Source organism: Geodermatophilus dictyosporus, assembly GCF_900115505.1.
Classification (GTDB): domain Bacteria; phylum Actinomycetota; class Actinomycetes; order Mycobacteriales; family Geodermatophilaceae; genus Geodermatophilus; species Geodermatophilus dictyosporus.
On record NZ_FOWQ01000001.1, the window covers coordinates 263,151 to 284,446 of the forward strand.

15 protein-coding genes are annotated in these 21,296 nt (G+C 75.6%); 8 read left to right on the forward strand and 7 right to left on the reverse strand.

The window, feature by feature from the left end:
* Window positions 1–94 precede the first annotated feature (94 nt).
* The 4 genes from BMZ33_RS01245 to BMZ33_RS01260 form a co-directional block, all read right to left on the reverse strand.
* On the reverse strand, window positions 95–1,771 hold the full coding sequence (locus BMZ33_RS01245; RefSeq protein ID WP_169063732.1) for an AMP-binding protein: 1,677 nt from the start codon (window positions 1,769–1,771) through the stop codon (window positions 95–97).
* Between the two features lie 126 nt (window positions 1,772–1,897).
* Window positions 1,898–2,311 carry a WhiB family transcriptional regulator gene (locus BMZ33_RS24605; protein WP_169063733.1) on the reverse strand — a complete coding sequence of 138 codons (414 nt, stop codon included), beginning with the start codon at window positions 2,309–2,311 and terminating at the stop codon, window positions 1,898–1,900.
* 202 nt (window positions 2,312–2,513) lie between these two features.
* Window positions 2,514–2,948, reverse strand: a complete 435-nt coding sequence (locus BMZ33_RS01255; RefSeq protein WP_136697162.1) for a hypothetical protein — start codon at window positions 2,946–2,948, stop codon at window positions 2,514–2,516.
* A 90-nt stretch (window positions 2,949–3,038) separates the two neighbouring features.
* A complete protein-coding gene (locus BMZ33_RS01260; RefSeq protein ID WP_169063734.1) occupies window positions 3,039–4,403 on the reverse strand; it encodes a cytochrome P450 in 1,365 nt (454 codons plus the stop codon).
* A 208-nt stretch (window positions 4,404–4,611) separates the two neighbouring features.
* On the opposite strand from BMZ33_RS01260, the gene BMZ33_RS01265 reads away from it, so the two are divergent.
* Complete coding sequence (locus BMZ33_RS01265) at window positions 4,612–4,953, forward strand: YciI family protein (RefSeq protein WP_091106972.1); 342 nt, start codon at window positions 4,612–4,614, stop codon at window positions 4,951–4,953.
* 1 nt (window position 4,954) lies between these two features.
* Window positions 4,955–6,226 carry an RNA polymerase sigma factor gene (locus BMZ33_RS01270; protein ID WP_091106975.1) on the forward strand — a complete coding sequence of 424 codons (1,272 nt, stop codon included), beginning with the start codon at window positions 4,955–4,957 and terminating at the stop codon, window positions 6,224–6,226.
* 6 nt (window positions 6,227–6,232) lie between these two features.
* Here the strand turns inward: BMZ33_RS01270 and BMZ33_RS01275 are convergent, their stop codons facing one another.
* Entirely contained in the window at window positions 6,233–7,408 is a 1,176-nt protein-coding gene (locus BMZ33_RS01275; RefSeq protein WP_169063735.1) for an MFS transporter, read from the reverse strand.
* A gap of 61 nt (window positions 7,409–7,469) precedes the next feature.
* On the opposite strand from BMZ33_RS01275, the gene BMZ33_RS01280 reads away from it, so the two are divergent.
* Window positions 7,470–8,351, forward strand: coding sequence for a 3-keto-5-aminohexanoate cleavage protein (locus BMZ33_RS01280; RefSeq protein WP_169063736.1), 882 nt, complete (start codon window positions 7,470–7,472; stop codon window positions 8,349–8,351).
* A gap of 28 nt (window positions 8,352–8,379) precedes the next feature.
* On the opposite strand, the gene BMZ33_RS01285 is transcribed toward BMZ33_RS01280, so the two are convergent.
* Complete coding sequence (locus tag BMZ33_RS01285) at window positions 8,380–10,509, reverse strand: molybdopterin-containing oxidoreductase family protein (RefSeq protein WP_091106980.1); 2,130 nt, start codon at window positions 10,507–10,509, stop codon at window positions 8,380–8,382.
* A gap of 165 nt (window positions 10,510–10,674) precedes the next feature.
* Here BMZ33_RS01285 and BMZ33_RS01290 point away from each other — a divergent pair, with 165 nt between their 5' ends.
* Window positions 10,675–11,610, forward strand: a complete 936-nt coding sequence (locus BMZ33_RS01290) for an AraC-like ligand-binding domain-containing protein (RefSeq protein ID WP_169063737.1) — start codon at window positions 10,675–10,677, stop codon at window positions 11,608–11,610.
* Window positions 11,611–11,616: 6 nt separating this feature from the next.
* On the opposite strand, the gene BMZ33_RS01295 is transcribed toward BMZ33_RS01290, so the two are convergent.
* The gene (locus BMZ33_RS01295) at window positions 11,617–11,886 is read right to left on the reverse strand and encodes a YciI-like protein (protein WP_091106985.1); all 270 of its coding nucleotides are present in this window, start codon (window positions 11,884–11,886) and stop codon (window positions 11,617–11,619) included.
* 191 nt (window positions 11,887–12,077) lie between these two features.
* Between BMZ33_RS01295 and BMZ33_RS01300 the strand changes: the two genes are divergently transcribed.
* Genes BMZ33_RS01300 through BMZ33_RS01315 form a run of 4 tightly spaced genes read left to right on the forward strand, consistent with a single transcriptional unit; the run spans window position 12,078 to window position 21,295 of the window.
* Complete coding sequence (locus BMZ33_RS01300; protein WP_091106986.1) at window positions 12,078–12,893, forward strand: 3-oxoacyl-ACP reductase family protein; 816 nt, start codon at window positions 12,078–12,080, stop codon at window positions 12,891–12,893.
* 41 nt (window positions 12,894–12,934) lie between these two features.
* A complete protein-coding gene (locus BMZ33_RS01305) occupies window positions 12,935–18,427 on the forward strand; it encodes an ATP-binding protein (RefSeq protein WP_091106988.1) in 5,493 nt (1,830 codons plus the stop codon).
* A gap of 25 nt (window positions 18,428–18,452) precedes the next feature.
* A complete protein-coding gene (locus BMZ33_RS01310; RefSeq protein WP_091106991.1) occupies window positions 18,453–20,414 on the forward strand; it encodes a 3-oxoacyl-ACP synthase III family protein in 1,962 nt (653 codons plus the stop codon).
* A 47-nt stretch (window positions 20,415–20,461) separates the two neighbouring features.
* Window positions 20,462–21,295: an alpha/beta fold hydrolase gene (locus BMZ33_RS01315; protein WP_244524230.1), complete on the forward strand. Its 834-nt coding sequence runs from the start codon at window positions 20,462–20,464 to the stop codon at window positions 21,293–21,295.
* Window position 21,296 lies beyond the last annotated feature (1 nt).

Here is a 21,296-nt window from a genome sequence, read left to right on the forward strand (position 1 = left end):
GGACCCCGTCCTCCTCACCACTCGCACGCTCGTGGCGAGCCTCTGGACGGGCCTGGCGCGAGCGTGCGAGCGGTGGGGGCAGCGGGGTCCTGCCTCAGGCGTTCCTGATCGCGGCGGCCTGCTCGAGGCCGAGCTCGTGCACCGACACCTCGCGCATCTCGACCTTGCGCACCTTGCCGGTGACCGTCATCGGGAAGGCGTCGACGACCTTGACGTAGCGGGGCACCTTGTAGTGCGCCAGCTTGCCCGCGCAGAAGGCCCTGAGCGCCTCGGGGGTGAGCGGCTCGGCGCCCTCGCGCAGCCGCACCCACGCCATGAGCTCCTCGCCGTAGCGCTCGTCGGGGACGCCGATGACCTGCGCGTCGACGACGTCGGGGTGGGTGTAGAGGAACTCCTCGACCTCGCGCGGGTACACGTTCTCCCCGCCCCGGATGACCATGTCCTTGATCCGGCCGACGATGTTGAGGTACCCGGCGGAGTCCATGACGGCGAGGTCGCCGGTGTGCATCCAGCGGGCGCGGTCGATGACCTCGGCGGTCTTCTCCGGCTCGTCCCAGTATCCGAGCATCACCGAGTAGCCGCGGGTGCAGAACTCGCCGGGGGTGCCGCGGGGCACGGTGATCCCCGTGGCCGGGTCGACCACCTTGACCTCCAGGTGCGGGTGCACCCGGCCGACGGTGGAGGTGCGGCGGTCGAGGTCGTCGTCGGCGCCGGTCTGGGTGGACACCGGCGAGGTCTCGGTCATGCCGTAGCAGATGGTCACCTCGGTCATGCCCATCTCGGCGACCACCCGCTTCATCACCTCCACCGGGCACGGCGAGCCGGCCATGATCCCGGTGCGCAGGCTGGAGAGGTCGTAGGTGGCGAAGTCGGGCAGCGCCAGCTCGGCGATGAACATCGTCGGGACGCCGTAGAGCGAGGTGCAGCGCTCGTCCTGCACCGCCCGCAGCGTCGCCGCCGGGTCGAACGCCGGCGCGGGGATGACCATCGTCGCCCCGTGGCTGGTGGCGCCGAGGTTGCCCATCCCCATGCCGAAGCAGTGGTAGTAGGGCACCGGGATGCACACCCGGTCGGCCTCGGTGTAGCCGCAGCCCTCGCCCACGAAGAACCCGTTGTTGAGCAGGTTGTGGTGGCTCAGCGTGGCGCCCTTGGGGAAGCCGGTCGTCCCCGACGTGTACTGGATGTTGATCGGGTCGTCGGGGGAGAGCTCGGCGGCGCGGGTGGCGAGCAGGCCGCGGTCGGCGGCCCGGCCGGACTCCATGAGCCGGTCCCACTCCGGGTCGCCCAGGAAGACGACCTCGCGCAGGTCCGGGCACTCGCCGCGGACCTCGGCGACCATGGCGCGGTAGTCGCTGGTCTTGAACTCCGGCGCGGCGACCAGCACCGAGATGCCGGCCTGGCGCAGCACGTAGGCCAGCTCGTGGGTGCGGTAGGCCGGGTTGATGTTGACCAGGACCGCGCCGAGCTTCGCCGTCCCGTACTGGACGAACACCCACTCGGCGCAGTTGGGCGCCCAGATGCCGACCCGGTCACCCTTGGCCACGCCGAGGGCGTCGAGGCCGAGGGCGCAGGCGTCGACGTCGGCGACGAGCTGCGGGTAGGTCCAGCGGCGCCCCGTGGCGCACTCGACGAGCGCCTCGTGGTCGCCGACGCGGGCCGCCGTCCGGTCGAGGTCGGCGCCGATGGTGTCGCCGAGCAGCGGCACGGTGCTGGTCCCGCTGGCGTAGGACGGCAGTGCCGGGGCGGCCGCCCCCGGCAGGGTCTCGGTCACGTCGGGCTCCTCGTCCGTCGCGGCGTCGGGTGGACGCCTCGACGATGGACCCCCGGAGCGCGGGGCGGTACCCCCGTTAGGCGGTGGTCCCGGGCCGGTGGCCGGCGGTCCGTCGCACGGGCGGGGTCAGGCGGAGAGCGAGGTGCGGCGCTGCAGGCGCACCCGGCGGCGCTCCCGCTCCGACAGGCCGCCCCAGATGCCGAAGCGCTCGTCGTTGGCCAGCGCGAACTCCAGGCACTCGGCGCGCACCGAGCAGCCCGAGCACACCCGCTTGGCCTCGCGGGTCGAGCCGCCCTTCTCCGGGAAGAACGCCTCGGGGTCGGTCTCGGCGCACAGGGCGTCGAGCCGCCAGGACTCCTCGCCGCCGGGGGCGTCGCCCATGGCGATCTGCGACCAGGAGGTGCCGTTCCAGCCGTCGTCGTCCCAGGAGACGGGCGCGGGCTGGTAGGCGGGCTGGGCGTAGGTGGGCTGGGCGTAGGCCGGCTGGGCGTAGGCGGAGTGGTCGGTCAGCAGGCTGAGGTGGGTGCGGGAGGGGGACACGGGAAGCTCCTCTGAGGCGGGGTGTGCGCACCGGCAGTGACGGACCGGTACGACCTGGCTGCTGTCAGTGACATTACGGAGGACGCTGCCCGCTGCGCATTGCCGGAAGTCGCCGAAACGTCGCCGTCCGGTTGTCGGATCGTGACCCGCCACGCCGCGCCGGGGACGCTCCCGGCCGCTCCCGCCGGGTGGGACCGGGCGCTCAGCCGGTACCGCACTCGTCGCGCAGGTACGCGTCGACGCGGTCGCTCGCGGCGTCGAGGTCGCCGGCGACGTCCTCGAGCGCGGTCAGCGAGCCGGGGTCGGTGAGGTCGACGTCGGCGAGGGAGTCGGCCAGCCGGTCGAGGCCGCCGGCCAGGGTGTCCCAGTCGCCGGCGATCGCGGCGGGCGGCTCCACCGAGCGCAGGTCCGCGGCGAGCTCGCGGACCACGTCGGTCAGCGAGGCGTCGCCGAGGTCGGCCAGCGCCGCCTCGACCCGCTCGTCGGTGCCGGCCGCCTGCTCGCAGAACCCCTGCCCGGCGGGCGCGGTGGCGGCCCGGGTCGCGGCCGGGGCGGTGGTGTCGTCGGCGTCCCCGCCGCAGGCGGCGAGCAGGACGGCGGCGGCCGCGGCGACGCCCGTGGTCAGCACTCGGGACACGGGGACCTCCCGGGGACGGTGGGACCGGCCGTCTGCGAGGGTCCGCCCGGGAGCGCGGGCTGACCAGGGGGAGCCGCGCGCCGTCCGCGGTCAGCCGAGGACGGCGGCGCGCGGGGCGAGGACGACCGGCAGCGACTCGTAGCCGCGCAGGATGATCGTGCGGCGGCGGCGCCCGGTGCCCGCCGGGGCCAGGCCGGGGAACCGCTCGAACAGCGCCCGCAGCGCCACCTCGCCCTCCATCCGCGCCAGCGCCGCGCCCAGGCAGTAGTGGATGCCGCTGGAGAAGGCCACGTGGTCGCGGGCGTTGGCCCGGGTGACGTCGAAGGCGGCCGGGTCGTCGAACACCTGGGGGTCGCGGTTGGCGGCGGCGAGCACGAGCAGCACCAGCTCGCCCTCGCGGACGGGCGTGCCGGCCACCGTGGTGTCGCGCCGCGCCAGCCGCCCGGTCCGCTGCACGGGGGAGTCCACCCGCAGCACCTCGTCGACGGCGTTGGGCCACAGCGAGGGGTCCTCGGCGAGCAGGCGGCGCTGGTCGGGGGCGGCGAACAGCTGCGCGGCGCCGTTGCCGACGAGGTTGACCGTCGTCTCGAAGCCGGCGCCGAACACCAGCGCCGCGGTGGACAGCAGCTCCTGCTCGCCGAGCCCGCCGCCGTCCTCGTCGGCCGCGGTGACCAGGGCCGAGAGCAGGTCGTCGCCGGGCTCGCGGCGCAGCCGGCGCAGGTGGCCGCGCAACCACGCGTCGAGCTCGCCGAGGTTGCGCTCGACCGCGCGGTGGGTGCGGAAGTCCAGGCCCATGTCCAGGCTCGGCGTGGCACCGTCGCCCCAGGCCAGGAACTGCTCGCGCATCGACACCGGCACGCCGAGCACCTCGGAGATGACCGTGACCGGCAGCAGGCTGGCGTAGCGGGCCACCAGGTCGACGCGCCCGCCGGAGGCGGCGGCCTCGCGCTCGAGGTCGTCGAGCAGCTCGTCGGCGACGAGGCGGGTGCGCTCGCGCAGCCGGGCGACGGCGCGGGCGCTGAACGCGCGGGTGACCAGCCGGCGGTAGCGGGTGTGCTCGGGCGGGTCGACGGCGAGCATCGACGGCGGGTCGATCGGGCCGACGGTGGGCCGCGGGCCGGCCAGCCGCAGCGCCGCCCGCAGCACCGGCGGCAGCCCGTCGGTGCGGCCGCCGGCGATCTGCCCGAAGGCGTCGCTGCGCAGCACCTCGGTGCACACGGCGTGGTGCACGGTGGCCTTGGCGAACGCCCCGGGGGCGAACGGCGCCGGCGTCCGCAGCCGCTCGTAGCGGGGGAAGGGGTCCTCGCGCACGGCCGGGTCGCGCAGCACCTCGGCGTCGGGGTTGCCCGCGCGGGCCCGGGCCCGGATGGCCAGCCGCATCGCCCCGTGGGTCGCGGCCCACCGGACCGCACTGCGCACCGTCGAGTCCCGCACCGTCGAGTCCCGCACCGTCACGTCCCGCCTCCCGTCCGCCGGCGTCGTCGTCCATCCTCTGGTGTCCCGCCACCGGGTCCCAGTCCACGGTGCACCGTCCACCCGCCGTCCGGGGTGCAGGGTGCACCGATCGGGGACGGTGTCGGGCGGAGCTGTCGATCCCGACGGTGCCCGGGTGTCGGAGAGGTGGAGGGCCCGGGAGGCGGGCCCCGGAGTCCGGGAGGACGAGATGGCGCGCTACCTGATCCTGATCTACGAGGACGAGGCGCAGTACGCGACCGCCACGCCCGAGGTGCTCGGCGAGGTGACGGCCGACCACGACCGGTTCGCGGCGGGCGTCGAGCAGCACGGGGCGAAGCTGCTCGGCGGGGAGGCGCTGGAGCCGACGGCCACGGCGACCAGCGTGCGCGGCGCGGAGGTCACCGACGGCCCCTTCGCCGAGACCAAGGAGGCGCTGGGCGGCTACTACCTCGTCGAGGCGCCCGACCTCGACACCGCGCTCGCCGTGGCCCGGACGGTGCCGGCCCGCTTCGGCGGCGTCGAGGTCCGCCCGGTGATGACCTTCGACTGACGTGTCCGCCGCTGCCGACGCCGACGCCGTCGCGGCCGCGGTCGCTGACGCGCACCGTCGCGAGTGGGCCTTCGTGCTCGCCGCGACGGTGCGCGTCACCCGCGACATCGACACCGCCGAGGAGTGCGTCCAGGAGGCCTTCGCCGCCGCCCTGACCGACTGGCGCCGCACCGGCGTCCCCACCCGGCCGGGGGCCTGGCTGACCACGGCGGCCCGACGGCGGGCGCTCAACGCGCTGCGCCACGCCGGCGTCGAGCGCCGGCACCTGCCGCTGCTGGTCGAGGCGGACGTCGAGGCGGCCGCGCCCGACCCGCGGGACGACGGCGCGCACGGCTACCCCGACGACCGGCTGCGCCTGGTGGTGACCTGCTGCCACCCGGCGCTCGACCGCGCGGCGCAGGTCGCGCTCACCCTGCGGCTGGTGTGCGGGCTGACCACCGCCGAGGTGGCCCGGGCGTTCCTGGTGAGCGAGCCGACGATGGCCGCCCGCCTCACGCGGGCCAAGAAGAAGATCGCCGTCGCCCGCATCCCCTACCGGGTGCCCCCGCCGGCGGAGCTGCCCGCCCGGGTGGACGCCGTCCTGGCGGTGGTGCACCTGCTGTTCACCACCGGGCACGCCGCGCCGGCAGGCGAGGAGCTGGTGCGCCGCGACCTGGTCGCGCGCGCGGTGCAGCTGTGCCGGCTGCTGCGCGGCCTGCTGCCGGGGGACCCGGCGGTGGCCGGGCTGCTCGCGCTGCTGCTGCTCACCGACGCCCGCCGGGAGACCCGCACCGGCGCGGACGGCCGGCTGCTGCTGCTCGAGGAGCAGGACCGCTCGCGGTGGGACCGGGCGGCGATCGCCGAGGGAGTGGCGCTGGTGCGCGAGGCGCTGCGGGCGCGGCCGCCGTCGCGGTACGCGCTGCAGGCCGCGATCGCCGCCGTCCACGCCGAGGCGCCGGCGTGGGCGGACACCGACTGGGCGGAGGTCGTCGCGCTCTACGGCGTGCTGGCCTCGGTGTGGCCCTCCCCGGTGGTGGCGCTCAACCGGGCGGTCGCCGTCGGCTTCGCCTCGGGCCCCGCCGCCGGGCTGGCCGCGCTCGACGAACTGGCCGCCGAGCCGCAGCTGGCCGGCTACGGCTACCTGCCCGCCGCCCGGGCCGACCTGCTGCGAAGGCTGGGCCGGTACGCCGAGGCGCGGGAGGCCTACACCGAGGCGCTGCTGCTCACCCCGAACGCCGTCGAGCGGGAGTTCCTGGCCGGCCGGCTGCGCGCGCTGGACGCCGGTCCCTGCTGAGCGCGCTCAGCCGCGCCGCGGGCGCAGCTCGCGCCACAGCCAGGCGGCGATCGCCAGCGGCACGGCGAGGAAGGCGGTCAGCACCGGCACCGTGCCGAGCAGCCCGCCCAGCCAGGCCAGCAGCAGCGGGGTGCCGAAGCCGGCGTAGGCGAAGGCGTAGAAGGCGCTGTTCATCGCCCCGCGGGTGTGCGGCGGGGCCAGCCGCGCGGTGAGCGTGAGCCCGGCGGTCAGACACAGCCCCGCCCCGCCGCCCATCAGCACCGACGCGGGCAGCAGCAGCAGCTCCCCGCGCGTGACGACGGCGAGCACGCCGCACCCGGTGCCGGCCGCGCAGAGCACCATCCCCAGCGGCCCGGCGCCCCGATCGGCCCGCCGCCCGACGCGCGCCGCGGCCGCGCTCGCCCCCAGGGCCAGCCCGGCGATCAGGCCGGCGTAGGCGACGCCGACCCCGCCGGGCACGACCAGCAGCGGCAGCAGGGTCGCGGCGACCGTCGGGAACGCGAACACGCCGACGGCGGTGGGCGCCAGCACCGCCCAGAACGGGCGGCGCGCCTCCGGCGGCAGGCCGAGGGTCATCAGCCGGCCGCGGCCGCGCACCGTCACGGTCTCGGGGACGGCGACCAGCGCGCCGAGCCCGACGACCAGGACGGCGACGTGCACGAGGTAGGGCAGCGTCGTCGGGGCCGGGCCGTACTGCGCGAGCACCCCGCTCATCGCGGGCGCCACGGCGAAGCCCAGCGACGTCGACACCGCCCCGCGGGTGGCCGCCGACTGCTGCCCCGCCGGCCCGGCGAGGTCCTGCAGCCAGGCGTTGGCCACCGAGAACACCACGCCGGACACCACGCCCTGCAGCAGCCGGCCGGCGTAGAGCAGCGGCAGGTGCTCGACGGCGGGGACGAACAGGAGCGAGACCAGGCCGGCGAGCACCGCGAACGGCAGCACGAGGGCGCGGCGGCCGAAGCGGTCCGAGGCCGCGCCCGACACGGTCAGCGCCGCGACCAGGCCGATGGCGTAGCAGCCGAAGACGGCGGTGACGTCGGCCTCGGACAGGTCCAGCGTGCGCCGGTAGACCAGCAGCAGCGGCGTCGGGATGTTGGTGCCCAGCGCGACGGTGAACAGGCCGAGGGTGAGCAGGTCCAGGCGGCGCCGGGTGACGCGCTGGTCGACCGGGGCCGTCGTCACCGCGCGGACGCTAGCGGACACTGCACCGGCGGGTGACCGCCGAGCCGGGGGGAGCGCGACCGTGACCGACGGGGTGTGGCTGGAGGTCGCTCTCGACGGGCCGTGGGGTCCCCGGCAGCCGCTCGCACCGGTGACGCGCGAGCGGCTGGTCGAGGAGGCGGTGGCCTGCGCCGACGCCGAGGCCGCGGTGGTGCACCTGCACGCCTACGACGACGCCGGCGCGCCGCGGGAGGCCTACGAGCTCTACGCGCCGGTGTTCGAGGAGGTCCGCCGCCGCCGCGACGTCGTCTGCCACCCGACGGTGCCGATGGGGCCGGTGCCCTCGGCCGGACCGGTGCAGGCCCGGGCGCGGCACGACACCGTCGCCCGGCTGGCGCGGGCCGGGCTCGTCGAGTGGGCCGTCGTCGACCCCGGCTCGGTCGACCTGTCGACGACGGCGGAGCTGGCCGACGGCGGCGACGGGTTCCTCTACGCCGACTCCGCCTCCGACGTGCGCACCGGGCTGCAGCTGTGCGCCGAGCACGGCCTGGTGCCCAGCGACGCCGTCTACGAGCCGGGCTTCCTGCGCACCGGCGCGGTCCTGGCCGACGCGGTGCCCGGCGTGCCCCCGCCGGTCTACCGGTTCGTGTTCTCGACCGGGTTCACCTTCGGCCTGCCGCCCGCCGGGTGGGCGCTGGAGGCCCAGCTGCGGCTGCTCGGCGCCTGCGCCCCCGGCGCGCGCTGGATGGTGGCCGGCCTCGGCGTCGAGCTCGACGCCCTGTGGGACGCGGCGCTGACCCGCGGCGGGCACCTGCGGGTGGGCCTGGAGGACGCGCCGCTGGGGTGCGCCACCGGCAACGCCGAGCTGGTGGCCCGCGCCGCCCGGGCGGTGGAGGCGGCCGGCCGGCGCCTGGCTCCCGCGGCCGAGGTCCGCCGGCTCGCGAGCACCGCCTCCCCGGGGTGAGGGGGGACCCCGGGGAGGCGGTGGGTCCTCACGCGGGCTCGACCTGCACCCGGGTGTCGGAGAAGGTCGGCGCGTTGCCCAGGTCGGCGAAGGCGACCGGGGTGACCGCGTTGACCGTGGCCAGCGCCCGGCTGTTGCGCCGCCAGGTGCCCATCGGGCACACCGCGACGCCCGAGACGACCGCGTCGGTCACCCGGACGCGCGCCACGAACGAGCCGCGGTCGTTGGAGACCCGCACGTCCTGCCCGTCGACGATCCCGCGCTCGGCGGCGTCCTGGGGGTGCAGCAGGACGGTCTGCTCACCCTGGACGCGCTGCTGGGCCGGCATGTCCCCGGCGCTGGAGTTGAGGTACGCGTGCGACTTGGGCGAGATCAGGTACAGCGGGTGGCGCGGGTCGGCGGGCTCCCGCGAGGGGACGTGGTGCGGCAGCGGGTCCACGGTCCCGCCGGGCTGGTGCTCGTCGGAGCCCTGCCGGAACAGCGGGACGACGAAGTTGCCGGCCTGCTCGGCGACCGACGAGCGGAACTCCGTCCGCCCCGACGGCGTCGGGAAGCCGCCGTCGGCGTGCGGCGCGTACTCGTCGCGCGAGGGCAGGTTCAGCCGTGCCCACCCGGTGCGGCGCAGCGACTCCACGGTGATCCCCTGCATCTGCGGCGCCGACCAGTCGAAGGCCTCGGCGACCATCTCCTCGTCCGTGCGCGTGAAGCACGGCTCGGTGAACCCCATCCGGGCGGCCAGCCGCCGGAAGAGCTCGGTGTTGGACACCGCCTCGCCCAGCGGCGCGACCGCGGGGGTGTTGAGCGAGACGTAGAAGTGCCCCCAGCTGAACATCACGTCGAGCTGCTCGAGCTGGGTGGTCGCGGGCAGCACGACGTCGGCGTGCCGGGCGGTGTCGGTGAGGAACTGGTCGCTGACCACCGTGAACAGGTCCTCGCGGGCCAGCCCGGCGGCGACCTTCTCCTGCTCGGGGCAGACGACCAGCGGGTTGGAGTTGTAGACCACCAGCGCGGTGATCGGCGGGTCGAGGCCGAGCTCGCCGGTCAGCGCCCGGCCGAGCAGGTACTGGTTGACCACCCGCGTGCCCGGCGTGATCAGCTCGGGGTGCATCAGGGCCCCCCAGTTCACCGGGAAGGCCCACAGCGGCAGCTGCAGCAGCCCGCCACCCACCCGGCGCCAGGCGCCGACCAGCGCGGGCAGGCACGCGATGGTGCGCACCGTCTGCCCGCCGCCGGCGTGCCGCTCGATCGCCACGCCGATCCGGATCATCGAGGGCGCGCCGGCCGCGTACTCGCGGGCGAGCGTGCGGATGTCCGGGGCCGGGATGCCGGTCTCCTGCTCGGCCCACTCCGGCGTGTACTGCCGCACCCGCTCGGCCAGCTCCTCGAAGCCGAGGGTGTGGTCGCGCACGTACGCCTCGTCGGTGAGGCCCTCGCCGATGATCACGTGCGCCAGCGCCAGGGCGAGCGCGCCGTCGCTGCCCGGGCGGATCGGGATGTGCCAGTCGGCGCGGGCCGCCGTCTGGTGCCGGACGGGGTCGATGACGACGACCTTCGCGCCCCGCCGCTGCGCCTCGGCGATCACCGGCCACAGGTGCAGGTTGGTCGACACCACGTTGCAGGCCCAGATGACGATGTAGCGGGAGTGCACGAGGCTCTCCGGGTCGACGCCGGCCGTGGCGCCGATCGTCATCGTGTAGGCGGTGCAGGCCCCGGAGTCGCAGTAGGTGCGCTCGGTGACGGTGGCGCCGAGCCGGTTGAAGAACGGGTCGCCCACGTTGAGGCCGTTGAGGACGCCCTCGGTGCCCAGGTAGCTGACCGGCATGACGGTCTCGGGGCCGTGGCGCCCGATCGCCTCCCGGAACCGGCCGGCGATCTCGTCGAGCGCCTCGTCCCACGAGATGCGGGTGAACTCGCCGCTGCCCTTGGGTCCGGTCCGCCGCAGGGGGTGCAGCACGCGCCGCGGGCTGTAGACCCGGTCGACGTAGTCGTTGACCTTGACGCACAGCGCGCCGCGGGTGAACGGGTGCTCCGGGTCGCCGCGGACGGCGGTGGCGCGGCCGTCCTCGACCGTCACGAGCATCGCGCAGGTGTCGGGGCAGTCGTGGGGGCAGGCGCCGCGCACCGTGGTGGTGGCGGGGCGGTCCTCGGTGGCGGTCATCGCGGCTCCCGGCGGGGCGGTGGTGGGCGCAGTCTCGACCGCCCCGCGGGCCCCGGCGTGGCCACCGGTGCCCTGCGGCTTGTCGCTGGGCGACAGGATCGACCAGACTGGCCTCCCCCCTGCGCGTGCGGTCCCGGACCGCCGGAGCCCACCTGCGAGGCGGCCTTGGGCGTTGCGACCGGGTCGACCGACCGGCTGGACCGGTGGCGCGACCTCATCCGCGAGCACTTCGTCGCCCTCGACATCGACGCCGCCGACCGCGACGCCCCCTTCGCCGGGTCGGTGCGCAGCGCGCCCGTCGGGCACCTGTCGGTCGCCACGGTCGCGACCAGCGGGGCCGACTACCGGCGCACCCGCGGCCTGGCCCGGGCCGACGACGCGGCCTACCTGCAGGTCGGGCTGGTCGCGCACGGCGCGGCGGTGCTCTGCCAGGACGGGCGGGAGGCGGTGCTGGCGGCGGGGGACTACGCGCTATACGAGACCGGGCGGCCCTTCTCCTGGCACATGGGCGGCGACGTCGGGCTGCTGGTGCTCACCTGGCCGCGCCCGAGCGTCACCCTCGACGCGGCCGGGTCGCAGCGGCTGACCGCCCGGACCATCGACGGCAGCAGCGGGCTGGGCGCCATCGTCGGGCGGGTGCTGCGGGAGCTGGTCACCGGCCCGCCCGACCTCTCACCGGCCGGCGGGGTGCGGCTGGCCGGCGAGGTGGCCGAGCTGGTCACCACCGTCGCCGCCGAGCAGGCCGCGCCGGCCACCCCGGCGGGGCCGGCCGCCGAGCAGCTGCGCCGCATCCACGGCTGGGTCGCCGAGCACCTCGCCGACCCCGGCCTCGACCCGGCCGCCGTCGCCCGCGCGCACCACGTGTCGACGCGGCACCTGCACCGGCTCTTCGCCGGGCAGGGCACCACGGTGGCCGCCCACATCCGGGCCGGGCGCCTCGAGCGCTGCCGCCGCGAGCTCGCCGACCCCCGCGGCACCGCGCCGGTGTTCGACATCGCGCGCCGCTGCGGCTTCCCCGACGCGGCCAGCCTCAGCCGCGCGTTCCGGCAGGCCTACGGCACCAGCCCGAGCGACTACCGGCGGCAGCGCCGGCCGGGCTGACCGGCGTCAGCCGACGACGACGTCCCACCGGCGGAGGGTCCAGCCCGTCACCAGCCCGTGGACGACGTAGGGGTCCTGCTCGGCGAACCGCTCGACGACGTCCCGCCCGGCGGTCCACACCAGCAGCGCGCGGTCGTACGGGTCGGGCAGCGCGCCGGCCAGCAGGAGCTCCCCGCGCTCGTGGGCCGCCCGGGCGAGGGCCAGGTGGTCCTCGCGCAGCGCCGCCCGGCGCTCGAGGTAGTCGGGGGCGAGGGTGTACTCGAGCAGCAGGTGCACCCCGCCACCGTGCCCGGTCCCCGGGCCGGAGCGCGACCCGGCTCACGCGACGTGATCGGCCCTCGTCTTGTCCTACTGGCGGGTCACGACGATGCTCGCCCTACCCCGATGCCGGAGCACCGAGGTCTGCTGCGACCCCGGCTCCGGTCCAGGACAACGAGGCGCCCGCGCCCGAGCCCCAGGAGGACCCGGTGACAGCGACCCAGGAACGGACCAGCAGGACCGGCGACAAGCTCTCCGGCCGGGTGGCCTTCGTCACCGGCGGGACCCGGGGGATCGGGGCGGCGATCTGTCGCAGCATGGCCGCCCAGGGCGCCGACGTCGCCGCCGGCTACAGCGGCAACGACGAGGCGGCCGAGCGGTTCCGCAAGCAGTTCTGCGAGGACTTCCCCGACCAGGGCTTCTCCGTGCACAAGGGCGACATCGGCAACCCCGACGACTGCCGGCGCACCATCACCGAGGTCATCGAGAAGCACGGCCGGCTCGACGTCCTGGTCAACAACGCCGGCATCACCGCCGACCGCACCGTGCTGAAGATGACCGACGACGACTGGCGCCGGGTCGTCGACGTCAACCTCTCCGGGGCCTTCTACCTGTCGCAGGCCGCGCTCAAGCACATGCTCGAGCGGGGCAGCGGGCGGATCGTGATGATCTCCTCGGTCATCGGCGAGACCGGCGGCATCGGCCAGGCCAACTACGCCTCGGCCAAGGCCGGGCTGCTGGGCCTGACCAAGACGCTGGCCCGCGAGGCCGCCATGCAGGTGCAGCGTTCCGGCAGGACCGACGGTCTCGGCATCACCGTCAACGCCGTGACGCCGGGCTACACCGCCACCGAGATGCTCGACAGCGTCCCGGACAAGGTGCTCGACGGGCTCAAGGCCAAGATCCCGCTGGGCCGGCTGGGCGAGCCGGAGGAGGTCGCCCGCGTCGTGCACTTCCTCGCCGCCGACGCCTCGGGCTACATCACCGGGCAGGTCTGGGGGGTCAACGGCGGGCTGGACATGTAGCCGCCGCAGGACCGCTGACCACCACCGAGGGAGGGGACCGGGTGTTCGACCGCATCGCCGTCGTCAACCGTGGGGAGCCCGCGCTGCGGCTGATCCGCGCGGTGCGCGAGCTCGACGCCGAGCACGGGACGCGCACCCGTGTCGTCGCGCTGCACACCGAGGCCGAGCGGCGCGCCACCTTCGTGCGCGCCGCCGACGAGGCGGTGCAGCTCGCCGACACCGGCGCGGTCAACCCCTACCTCGACCACGCCGAGCTGCGCCGGGCGCTGCGGGCCAGCGGCGCCGACGCGGCGTGGGTCGGCTGGGGCTTCGTCGCCGAGGACCCCGCCTTCGCCGAGCTGTGCGCCGAGCTCGGCGTCACCTTCGTCGGCCCGCCGCCGGAGGCCATGCGGCTGCTCGGCGCCAAGATCGAGGCCAAGGTGCTGGCGGAGAAGGTCGGCGTCCCGGTGGCGCCGTGGAGCCACGGCCCGGTCGAGGGACCCGAGGACGGCCGGCGGCACGCCGAGGCCATCGGCTACCCGCTCATCGTCAAGTCCCGCAGCGGCGGCGGGGGCCGCGGGATCCGCGTCGTCCGCGACCCGGCCGAGCTCGAGGAGGCACTGGCCCGCACGCAGGCCGAGGCGCAGCGGACCTTCGGCGACGCGAGCGTGTTCATGGAGCGCCTGGTCGAGGGCGGCCGGCACGTCGAGGTGCAGGTCATCGCCGACCAGCACGGCACCGTCTGGGCGCCCGGCGTGCGCGACTGCTCGGTGCAGCGGCGCAACCAGAAGGTGCTCGAGGAGTCCAGCTCGCCGGCGCTCACGCCGGAGCAGGACGCCGCGCTGCGCGAGTCCGCCGTCGCGCTCGTGCGGGCCGCCGGCTACGTCGGCGCGGGCACCGTCGAGTTCCTCTACCAGCCCGAGGAGCAGCTCACCACCTTCCTCGAGGTCAACACCCGGCTGCAGGTGGAGCACCCGGTCACCGAGGCCACCACCGGCCTGGACCTGGTCAAGCTGCAGCTGCACGTCGCCGCCGGCGGCCGGCTCGAGGGCACCCCGCCGCCGGCCACCGGGCACGCGGTCGAGGCCCGGCTGACCGCCGAGGACGCCGAGCAGGGGTTCGCGCCCGCCCCCGGCCGGGTGGAGCTGCTGCGCATGCCCACCGGCCCCGGCGTCCGGGTGGACACCGGCCTGAGCGTCGGCGACGTCGTCCCGCCGCAGTACGACTCCATGATCGCCAAGGTGATCGCGTGGGGCCGCGACCGCCCCGAGGCGCTGGCCCGGCTGCGCTGCGCGCTGCGCGAGACCACCGTCGTCCTGCGAGGCGGCACCACCACCAAGACCTTCCTGCTCGACCTGCTCGACCGCCCCGAGGTCGTGGCCGGCACCGCCGACACCGGGTGGCTCGACCGCACCGGCACCGGCGGCCCCCGGCCGTCGGCCAGCGCGTGGGTGGCGCTGGTGCAGGTGGCCGTCGACCTGGCCGAGGCCGAGGAGGAGCGGGAGCGGCTCGCGTTCCTCGCCTCGGCGCGCGGTGGCCGGCCCCGGGCGCCGCACGAGGTCGGCCGCACCATCGAGCTGGGCCTGCGCGGGCAGGTGTACCGGCTGACCGTGGCCACGGTCGACCGCGACCGGCACCGGGTCGAGCTCGACGGCCGCGTCGTCGACGTCGAGGTCGACCGGCTCGGCCCGCTGGAGACCCGGCTGGCCGTCGGCGGGCGGCGCCACGCGGTGGTCGCCGTCGAGGCTCCGGGATCCACCCTCGTCGAGGTCGACGGCGAGACCCACCGGGTCGGCCGCGACGTCGGCGGGCTGGTCCGCGCGCCCGCCCCGGCCGTGGTCGTCGCCGTCCGGGTCGCACCGGGTGACGAGGTCGAGGCCGGCCAGCCGGTCGCGGTCCTCGAGTCGATGAAGATGGAGACGGCGGTGCGGGCGCCGTTCGCCGGGCGGGTCCGCGAGGTCCGTGCCGCGGTCAACAGCCAGGTCGACGCCGGCGCCCCGCTGCTGGCCCTCGACCGCGCCGGCGGCGAGGCCGAGGAGGCCGCCGGCGAGCGGGTCGCACTGCCCGAGGACGCCACGACGCCCGACGGCGACCCGCGCGCGCGGGCGCTGGCCCGGCTGGCGGCGCTGCGCGCGCTGGTCACCGGCTACGACGTCAGCGGCGGGCACGCCCGGCGGCTGGTCGCCGAGTACGCCGCCGCGCGCGACGAGCTCCCGGCCGACGACGCGCAGCTGCTGGCCGCCGAGCTCGACGTGCTGGTCACCTTCGCCGACGTCGCCGAGCTCTCGCGCAACCGGCCGGCCAGCGCGGAGGAGGAGGCCGACACCCAGGTCCACAGCCCCCGCGAGTACTTCCACGCCTACCTGCACTCCCTGGACGCCGACCGGGAGGCGCTGCCGGAGACCTTCCGCGCCCGGCTGCGGCGCGCCCTGGCCCACTACGGCGTCGAGGACCTCGAGTCCTCCCCGGCGCTGGAGGAGGCCGTGCACCGGCTCTTCCTCGCCCAGCAGCGCGTCGGCGAGCAGCTGCCCGCCGTCTCCGCCCTCCTCGACCGCTGGCTGACCGCCGACCGGCTGCCCGACGGGCCCGCCCGCGGGGAGGTGGGCGAGGTGCTCGACCGGCTGGTCGTGGCGACCCAGCTGCGCCACCCCGCCCTCGGCGACCTCGCGCGCGCCGTCCGCTACCGGCACTTCGAGGAGCCGGTGGTGCGGGCCGCCCGGCAGGAGGTGCTCGATCGGGCCGCGCGGCTGCTCGACGAGCTGGACGAGGCCGGCGCGCGTGGCGACACCGCCGAGAGCATCCGGCGGATGGAGGCGCTGGTCGCCAGCCCCGAGCCGCTCATGCGCCTGCTGGCGCAGCGCCTGGGTCGCGCGACCGCCGTCCCCGACCCGGTGCTCGAGGTGCTCACCCGGCGGTACTACCGCAGCCGCAGCCTCGAGGACGTGCGCTCGACGCTGCTCGACGGCGACACCTGCGTCACCGCCGACTACGACCTCGGTGGCCGGCGGCTGCACCTGCTGGCGCTGATGACCGCCGCCGCGCGGCTGCCGCAGGCGCTGGAGTCGGTGGTCGGCGCGCTGGCCGGGGTCGCCGACCCCACCCAGGCGGTCGTCGACCTCTACGTCGACTGGCCCGACCGGCCGGCCGACGACGACGAGCTGTCCGAGTCCCTGCGCGGCGTGCTCGAGGGGGTCCCCGCGCTCGGCACCGGCCGGCGGGTGACCGTCAGCGTCTGCACCCCCGACGGCGAGGTCGAGACGCTCACCTACCGCCCGGGCGAGGCCGGCCGGCTCGCCGAGGAGCGCATCATCCGCGGGCTGCACCCGCTCACCGCCCAGCGGCTGGACCTGTGGCGGCTGAAGGAGTTCGACGGCGAGCGGGTGCCCTCGCCCGAGGACACCCACCTGCTGCACGTCACGGCGCGGGACAACCCGGACGACGAGCGGTTCATCGCCATGGCCGAGGTGCGCGACCTGACCCCGGTGCGCGACGAGAGCGGCGCGGTCGTCGGCTACCCGACGGTGGAGCGCCAGCTCACCTCCTGCCTGGACGGCCTGCGGCGCGCGCAGTCGCTGCGGCGCTCCCGGCGGCCGCTGGAGCACAACCGCGTCCACCTCTACGCGTGGCCCTCCATCGAGGTGCCGCTGGCCGAGGTGGCCGAGTTCGCGCGCACCGCCGCGCCGCTGACCGTCGGCGCCGGCCTGGACCAGATCGTGCTGCTGGCCCGCCTGCAGGAGGAGGAGGGCCGGCCGCCGCGCGAGGTGGCGGTGCGCTTCTCCAACCGCCCGGGCACCGGCGTGCGGATGCAGGTCACCGACCGCCCGAGGGAGCCGCTGCGGCCCCTGGACGACTACACCGCCAAGGTGCTCAGCTCGCGGGCCCGGGGGGCGCCCTACCCCTACGAGCTGGCCACCCTGCTGGCCGGGCCGGACGGGTCCTTCGTCGAGCACGACCTCGACGGCGGCCGGCTGGTCCCGGTGCAGCGCCCGCCGGGGCAGAACCGAGCCGGCATCGTCGTCGGGCTGGTGACCACGCCGACGGCGCGCTACCCGGAGGGCATGACGCGGGTGGCCCTCTTCGGCGACCCGACCAAGCAGCTGGGCACCGTGTCCGAGCCCGAGTGCTCCCGCGTGGTGGCCGCCCTCGACCTGGCCGAGGAGCACGGCATCCCGGTCGAGTGGTTCGCGCTGTCGTCCGGCGCCCGCATCTCGATGGACAGCGGCACGGAGAACATGGACTGGGTCTCCCGCGCGCTGCGCCGCATCATCGAGTTCACCCAGGCCGGCGGCGCGATCAACGTCGTCGTCACCGGGATCAACGTCGGCGCCCAGCCCTACTGGAACGCCGAGGCCACGATGCTCATGCACACCAAGGGCATCCTGGTCATGACGCCGGACAGCGCGATGGTGCTCACCGGCAAGCACTCCCTCGACTACTCCGGCGGGGTGTCGGCGGAGGACAACTTCGGCATCGGCGGCTACGACCGGGTCATGGGCCCCAACGGCCAGGCGCAGTACTGGGCGCCGGACCTCACCGGCGCGCTCGACGTGCTGTTCCGGCACTACGCGCACGCCTACCGGGCGCCGGGGGAGCGCTGGCCCCGGTCGGCGCCGACCAGCGACCCGGTCGACCGCGACGTGCGCTCCTTCCCGCACAGCCACCCCGACAGCGACTTCACCACCGTCGGTGACGTCTTCTCCGCCGAGGCCAACCCCGAGCGCAAGAAGGCCTTCGACATCCGCACCGTCATGCGGGCGGTCACCGACGCCGACCACCCGGTGCTCGAGCGGTGGGCGGGCATGGCCGACGCCGACACCGCCGTCGTCCTCGACGCCCACCTCGGCGGGCACCCGGTGACCGTGCTGGGCATCGAGTCGCGGCCGATCGTGCGGCGCGGCAGCCACCCCGCCGACGGACCCGACCAGTGGACGGCGGGCACGCTGTTCCCCCGCTCGTCGTGGAAGGCGGCGCGGGCGATCAACGCCGCCAGCGGCAACCGCCCCCTGGTCGTGCTGGCCAACCTGTCGGGCTTCGACGGGTCGCCGGAGTCGCTGCGCAAGTGGCAGCTGGAGTACGGCGCGGAGATCGGCCGGGCGATCACCAACTTCGACGGCCCGGTGGTGTTCTGCGTGGTCTCCCGCTACCACGGCGGCGCCTTCGTCGTCTTCTCCGCCGTGCTCAACGACAACATGCAGGTGCTGGCCGTCGAGGGCTCCTACGCCTCGGTGATCGGCGGCGCCCCGGCCGCGGCGGTGGTGTTCTCCCGCGAGGTGGACAAGCGCACCGCCGCCGACCCGCGGGTGCGCGAGCTGGAGGCGGCCGTCGGGTCGGCCGAGGGCGTCGAGCAGGCCCACCTGCGCTCGCAGCTGGCGACCGTCCGCAGTGCCGTCCGCTCCGAGAAGCTCGGTGAGGTCGCCGCCGAGTTCGAGGCCGTGCACGACATCGAGCGCGCCCGGCGCATGGGCTCGGTGCACGACATCGTCCCCGCCGCCGAGCTGCGGCCCCGCCTCGTCGCCGCCGTGGAGCGCGGGATGGAGCGAGCCGGCACGACCTGACCACCCCGACCTGAGAGGACACGGCGTGAACGCGTTCGTCCTGAACCGGCACGGCCGCATGGTGTTCCCCTCGAACATCATGCCGGAGCTGGACTTCTCCACCATGGAGACGCTCGAGCAGCTCGACAGCGTCATCCGGCGTGACTTCGAGACCAAGGCCCCCAGCGGCACCGAGATCCTCGAACGGGTGCGCACCGGCGCCTACGAGAGCCGGTACGACCTGATGCGGGACCTCGCGCTCAACCTGTTCTGGGCCAACCGCTTCTCGATCACCATGTACGACAAGCGGCCGACCCGCTGGGGCGACCTCCCGCGGACCCGCCCTGACGTCTTCCTCCCCGTCCTGGAGCCCTGGGAGGACGGCGAGGCGAAGGTCACCGGCGTCCAGGAGGCCTACCCGACGCTGCCGTCACGGTGGAACGAGGGCTGCGAGGACCGGATCTTCCAGATCCTGTTCGACGTCTTCGCCAACCGGCGCAACCACGCCTCCACGCTGCCGGCGGTCAAGCCCACGGTCGCGGAGTTCCTGGAGCAACCCGGCGCGCTGACCTTCCGGCTGCGCGGCTACGACCCCGACTTCCCGGTCTACGAGTACACCGACATCCTCGACGTCTCCGAGGACGTCCCCGAGCTCGAGGCGCTGCACCGCTGGGCCATGGTGCTGCACAACCAGTACCCGTGGGACCGGTCGCAGGTGGAGCTGGCCGACGCGAGCCAGATGCGCGACGACGACTGGGTGGTCGCCTTCCACCCGCGGGACAAGGAGGTGCGGGCCTTCCTGCGCCGGCTGCGCGCCGGCGATGCGCCGCGGCAGGTCGCCGGACCGCGGGAGTCCCGCCCGCCCGTGCGGCCCTACCCCGAGCTCGACGTGCGCCGGAGGTTCTCGGTGCAGCCACGGATCGAGGCACTGGCCGCGGTGCACGGCGACCAGGTGTGCAGCAACGACGACCTGATCCGCAACACCGCCTACAACTGGTCGCCGATGAGCGCCGAGGAGATCTCGGCCAAGACCGGCATCGAGCAGCGCGAGTACAGCTCGCTCCCGCTGGAGGACCTCGCCCTGCAGGCCGCCGAGGCCGCGCTGGAGAAGTCCGGGCGGCAGCCGGAGGAGATCGGCGCCGTGCTGGTCTGCACCTGCACCAGCTCCCGGCTCATCCCGTCACTGGCCACCTACCTCTGCGGCCAGCTGGGCATGCACCAGGTCTACGCCGCGTACGACGTCATCGCCGCCTGCGCCGGGATGCCCTACGGGGTCGCCGACGCCGTGCGGATGCTGCAGGAGGTCGAGCGGCCGGTCCTCGTCGTCTGCGTGGAGAAGTTCTCCGACAAGATCGGCAACGTCCGCACGTCGCGGATGATCTTCGGGGACGGCGCGGCGGCGCTGGTCGTCGGCCCGGCCCCCGAGGGCGCCGAGGGCGACATCGACTACATGAAGACCTACGCCAGCGGCCCGGCCAGCGAGGTGAACTCGATCCTCTGGCCCAACCCGGAGTTCGACAACAACATCACGGTGTTCGGCCCGCAGGTGAAGGCGCTGGCCGGCCGCTACCTGTCCCAGATGATCGACGAGCTGGGGCAGCTGCCGGCGCCCGACGGCCGCGACGGGTCGCTGATGGACGCGATCGACCTGATCGTGCCGCACCAGGCGAACAAGACGATGGTCATCGGCCTGGCCGAGCGCGCCGGCCTCACCGCCGACCAGCTCTACTTCAACATCGAGCAGGTGGGCAACACGTCCTCGGCGAGCATCCCGCTGGCCATCCACGACGCGGTCCGCGACGGGGTGATCAGCGGGCCGGTGCGGGTCTTCGCGCCCGGGTTCGGGGCGGGCGCCGTGGCCGGGTACGCGGTCATGCGGGTCGACCCGGCGGTGGTCGCCGTCCAGACGGCGTCCGTGCCGCACGAGCAGGGGGCCGACCTGCCGGCCCCGACGGCCTCGGCGCAGACCGGGTCGGCGTCCGAGGGGATGCAGGAGGCCTTCGGCTGAGCAGTCGGACGGGCCACACCACGGTCCGCGCTGCCGACGGCACCCGCCTGCGCGCCTGGAGCAGCGACGGGGATGGTGTCCCGGTCCTGCTGTGCAACGGGCTGGGCGCGCCGGCGGCGGCGTGGCCGCGGCTGGTCGGCCCGGACAGCGGCTTCCGGGTGGTGACCTGGTCCTACCGCGGGCTGGCCGGCTCGCAGCGCCCGGCCGACCGGGACCGGGTGCGGGTGGAGGACCACGCCGACGACGCCCGTGCCGTGCTCGACGCCTTCGGCCTGTCCTCGGCCACGGTCGTGGGCTGGTCGCTCGGGGTCAACGTGGCGTTCGAGCTCGCGCTGGAGCAGCCCGACCGGGTGCGGTCGCTGCTGGCCGTCGCCGGGGTGCCCGGCGGGTCGTTCTCCGCGCTGTTCGCGCCGCTCGGCGTGCCCCGGCGGCTGCGGACCCCGGCGGGGCGGCTGAGCAGCCGGCTGCTGCCGCTGGTCGGGCCGCTGCTGCCGGTGTTCGTGGGCAGCCTGCCGCCGTGGCCGGAGCTGCTCACCGCGGACGGCGTGCGCGGCCCGGCGCGGGAGGCGGGGCACCCGGCGGCCCTCTACACGGTGCTGCGCGAGTTCTCCCGGCACGACTGGCGCTGGTTCCGGCACCTGGTGCTCGCCGTCGCCGAGCACGCACCGCTGGACGTCGGGGCGGTGCGCTGCCCGGTCACCTTCGTGGCCGGCAGCCACGACGCGCTGGTCGACGTCGCCGACGTCGCGGCCGCGGCGCGGACCGTCCCCGGCGCCCGGCTGCGCACGGTCCCGGCCACCCACTTCGTGCCGCTGCAGTACCCGCGGCTGATGGCGGCCGAGCTGCGGGCCCTGGTGGACCGGGAGCGCCGGGCGTCCTGAC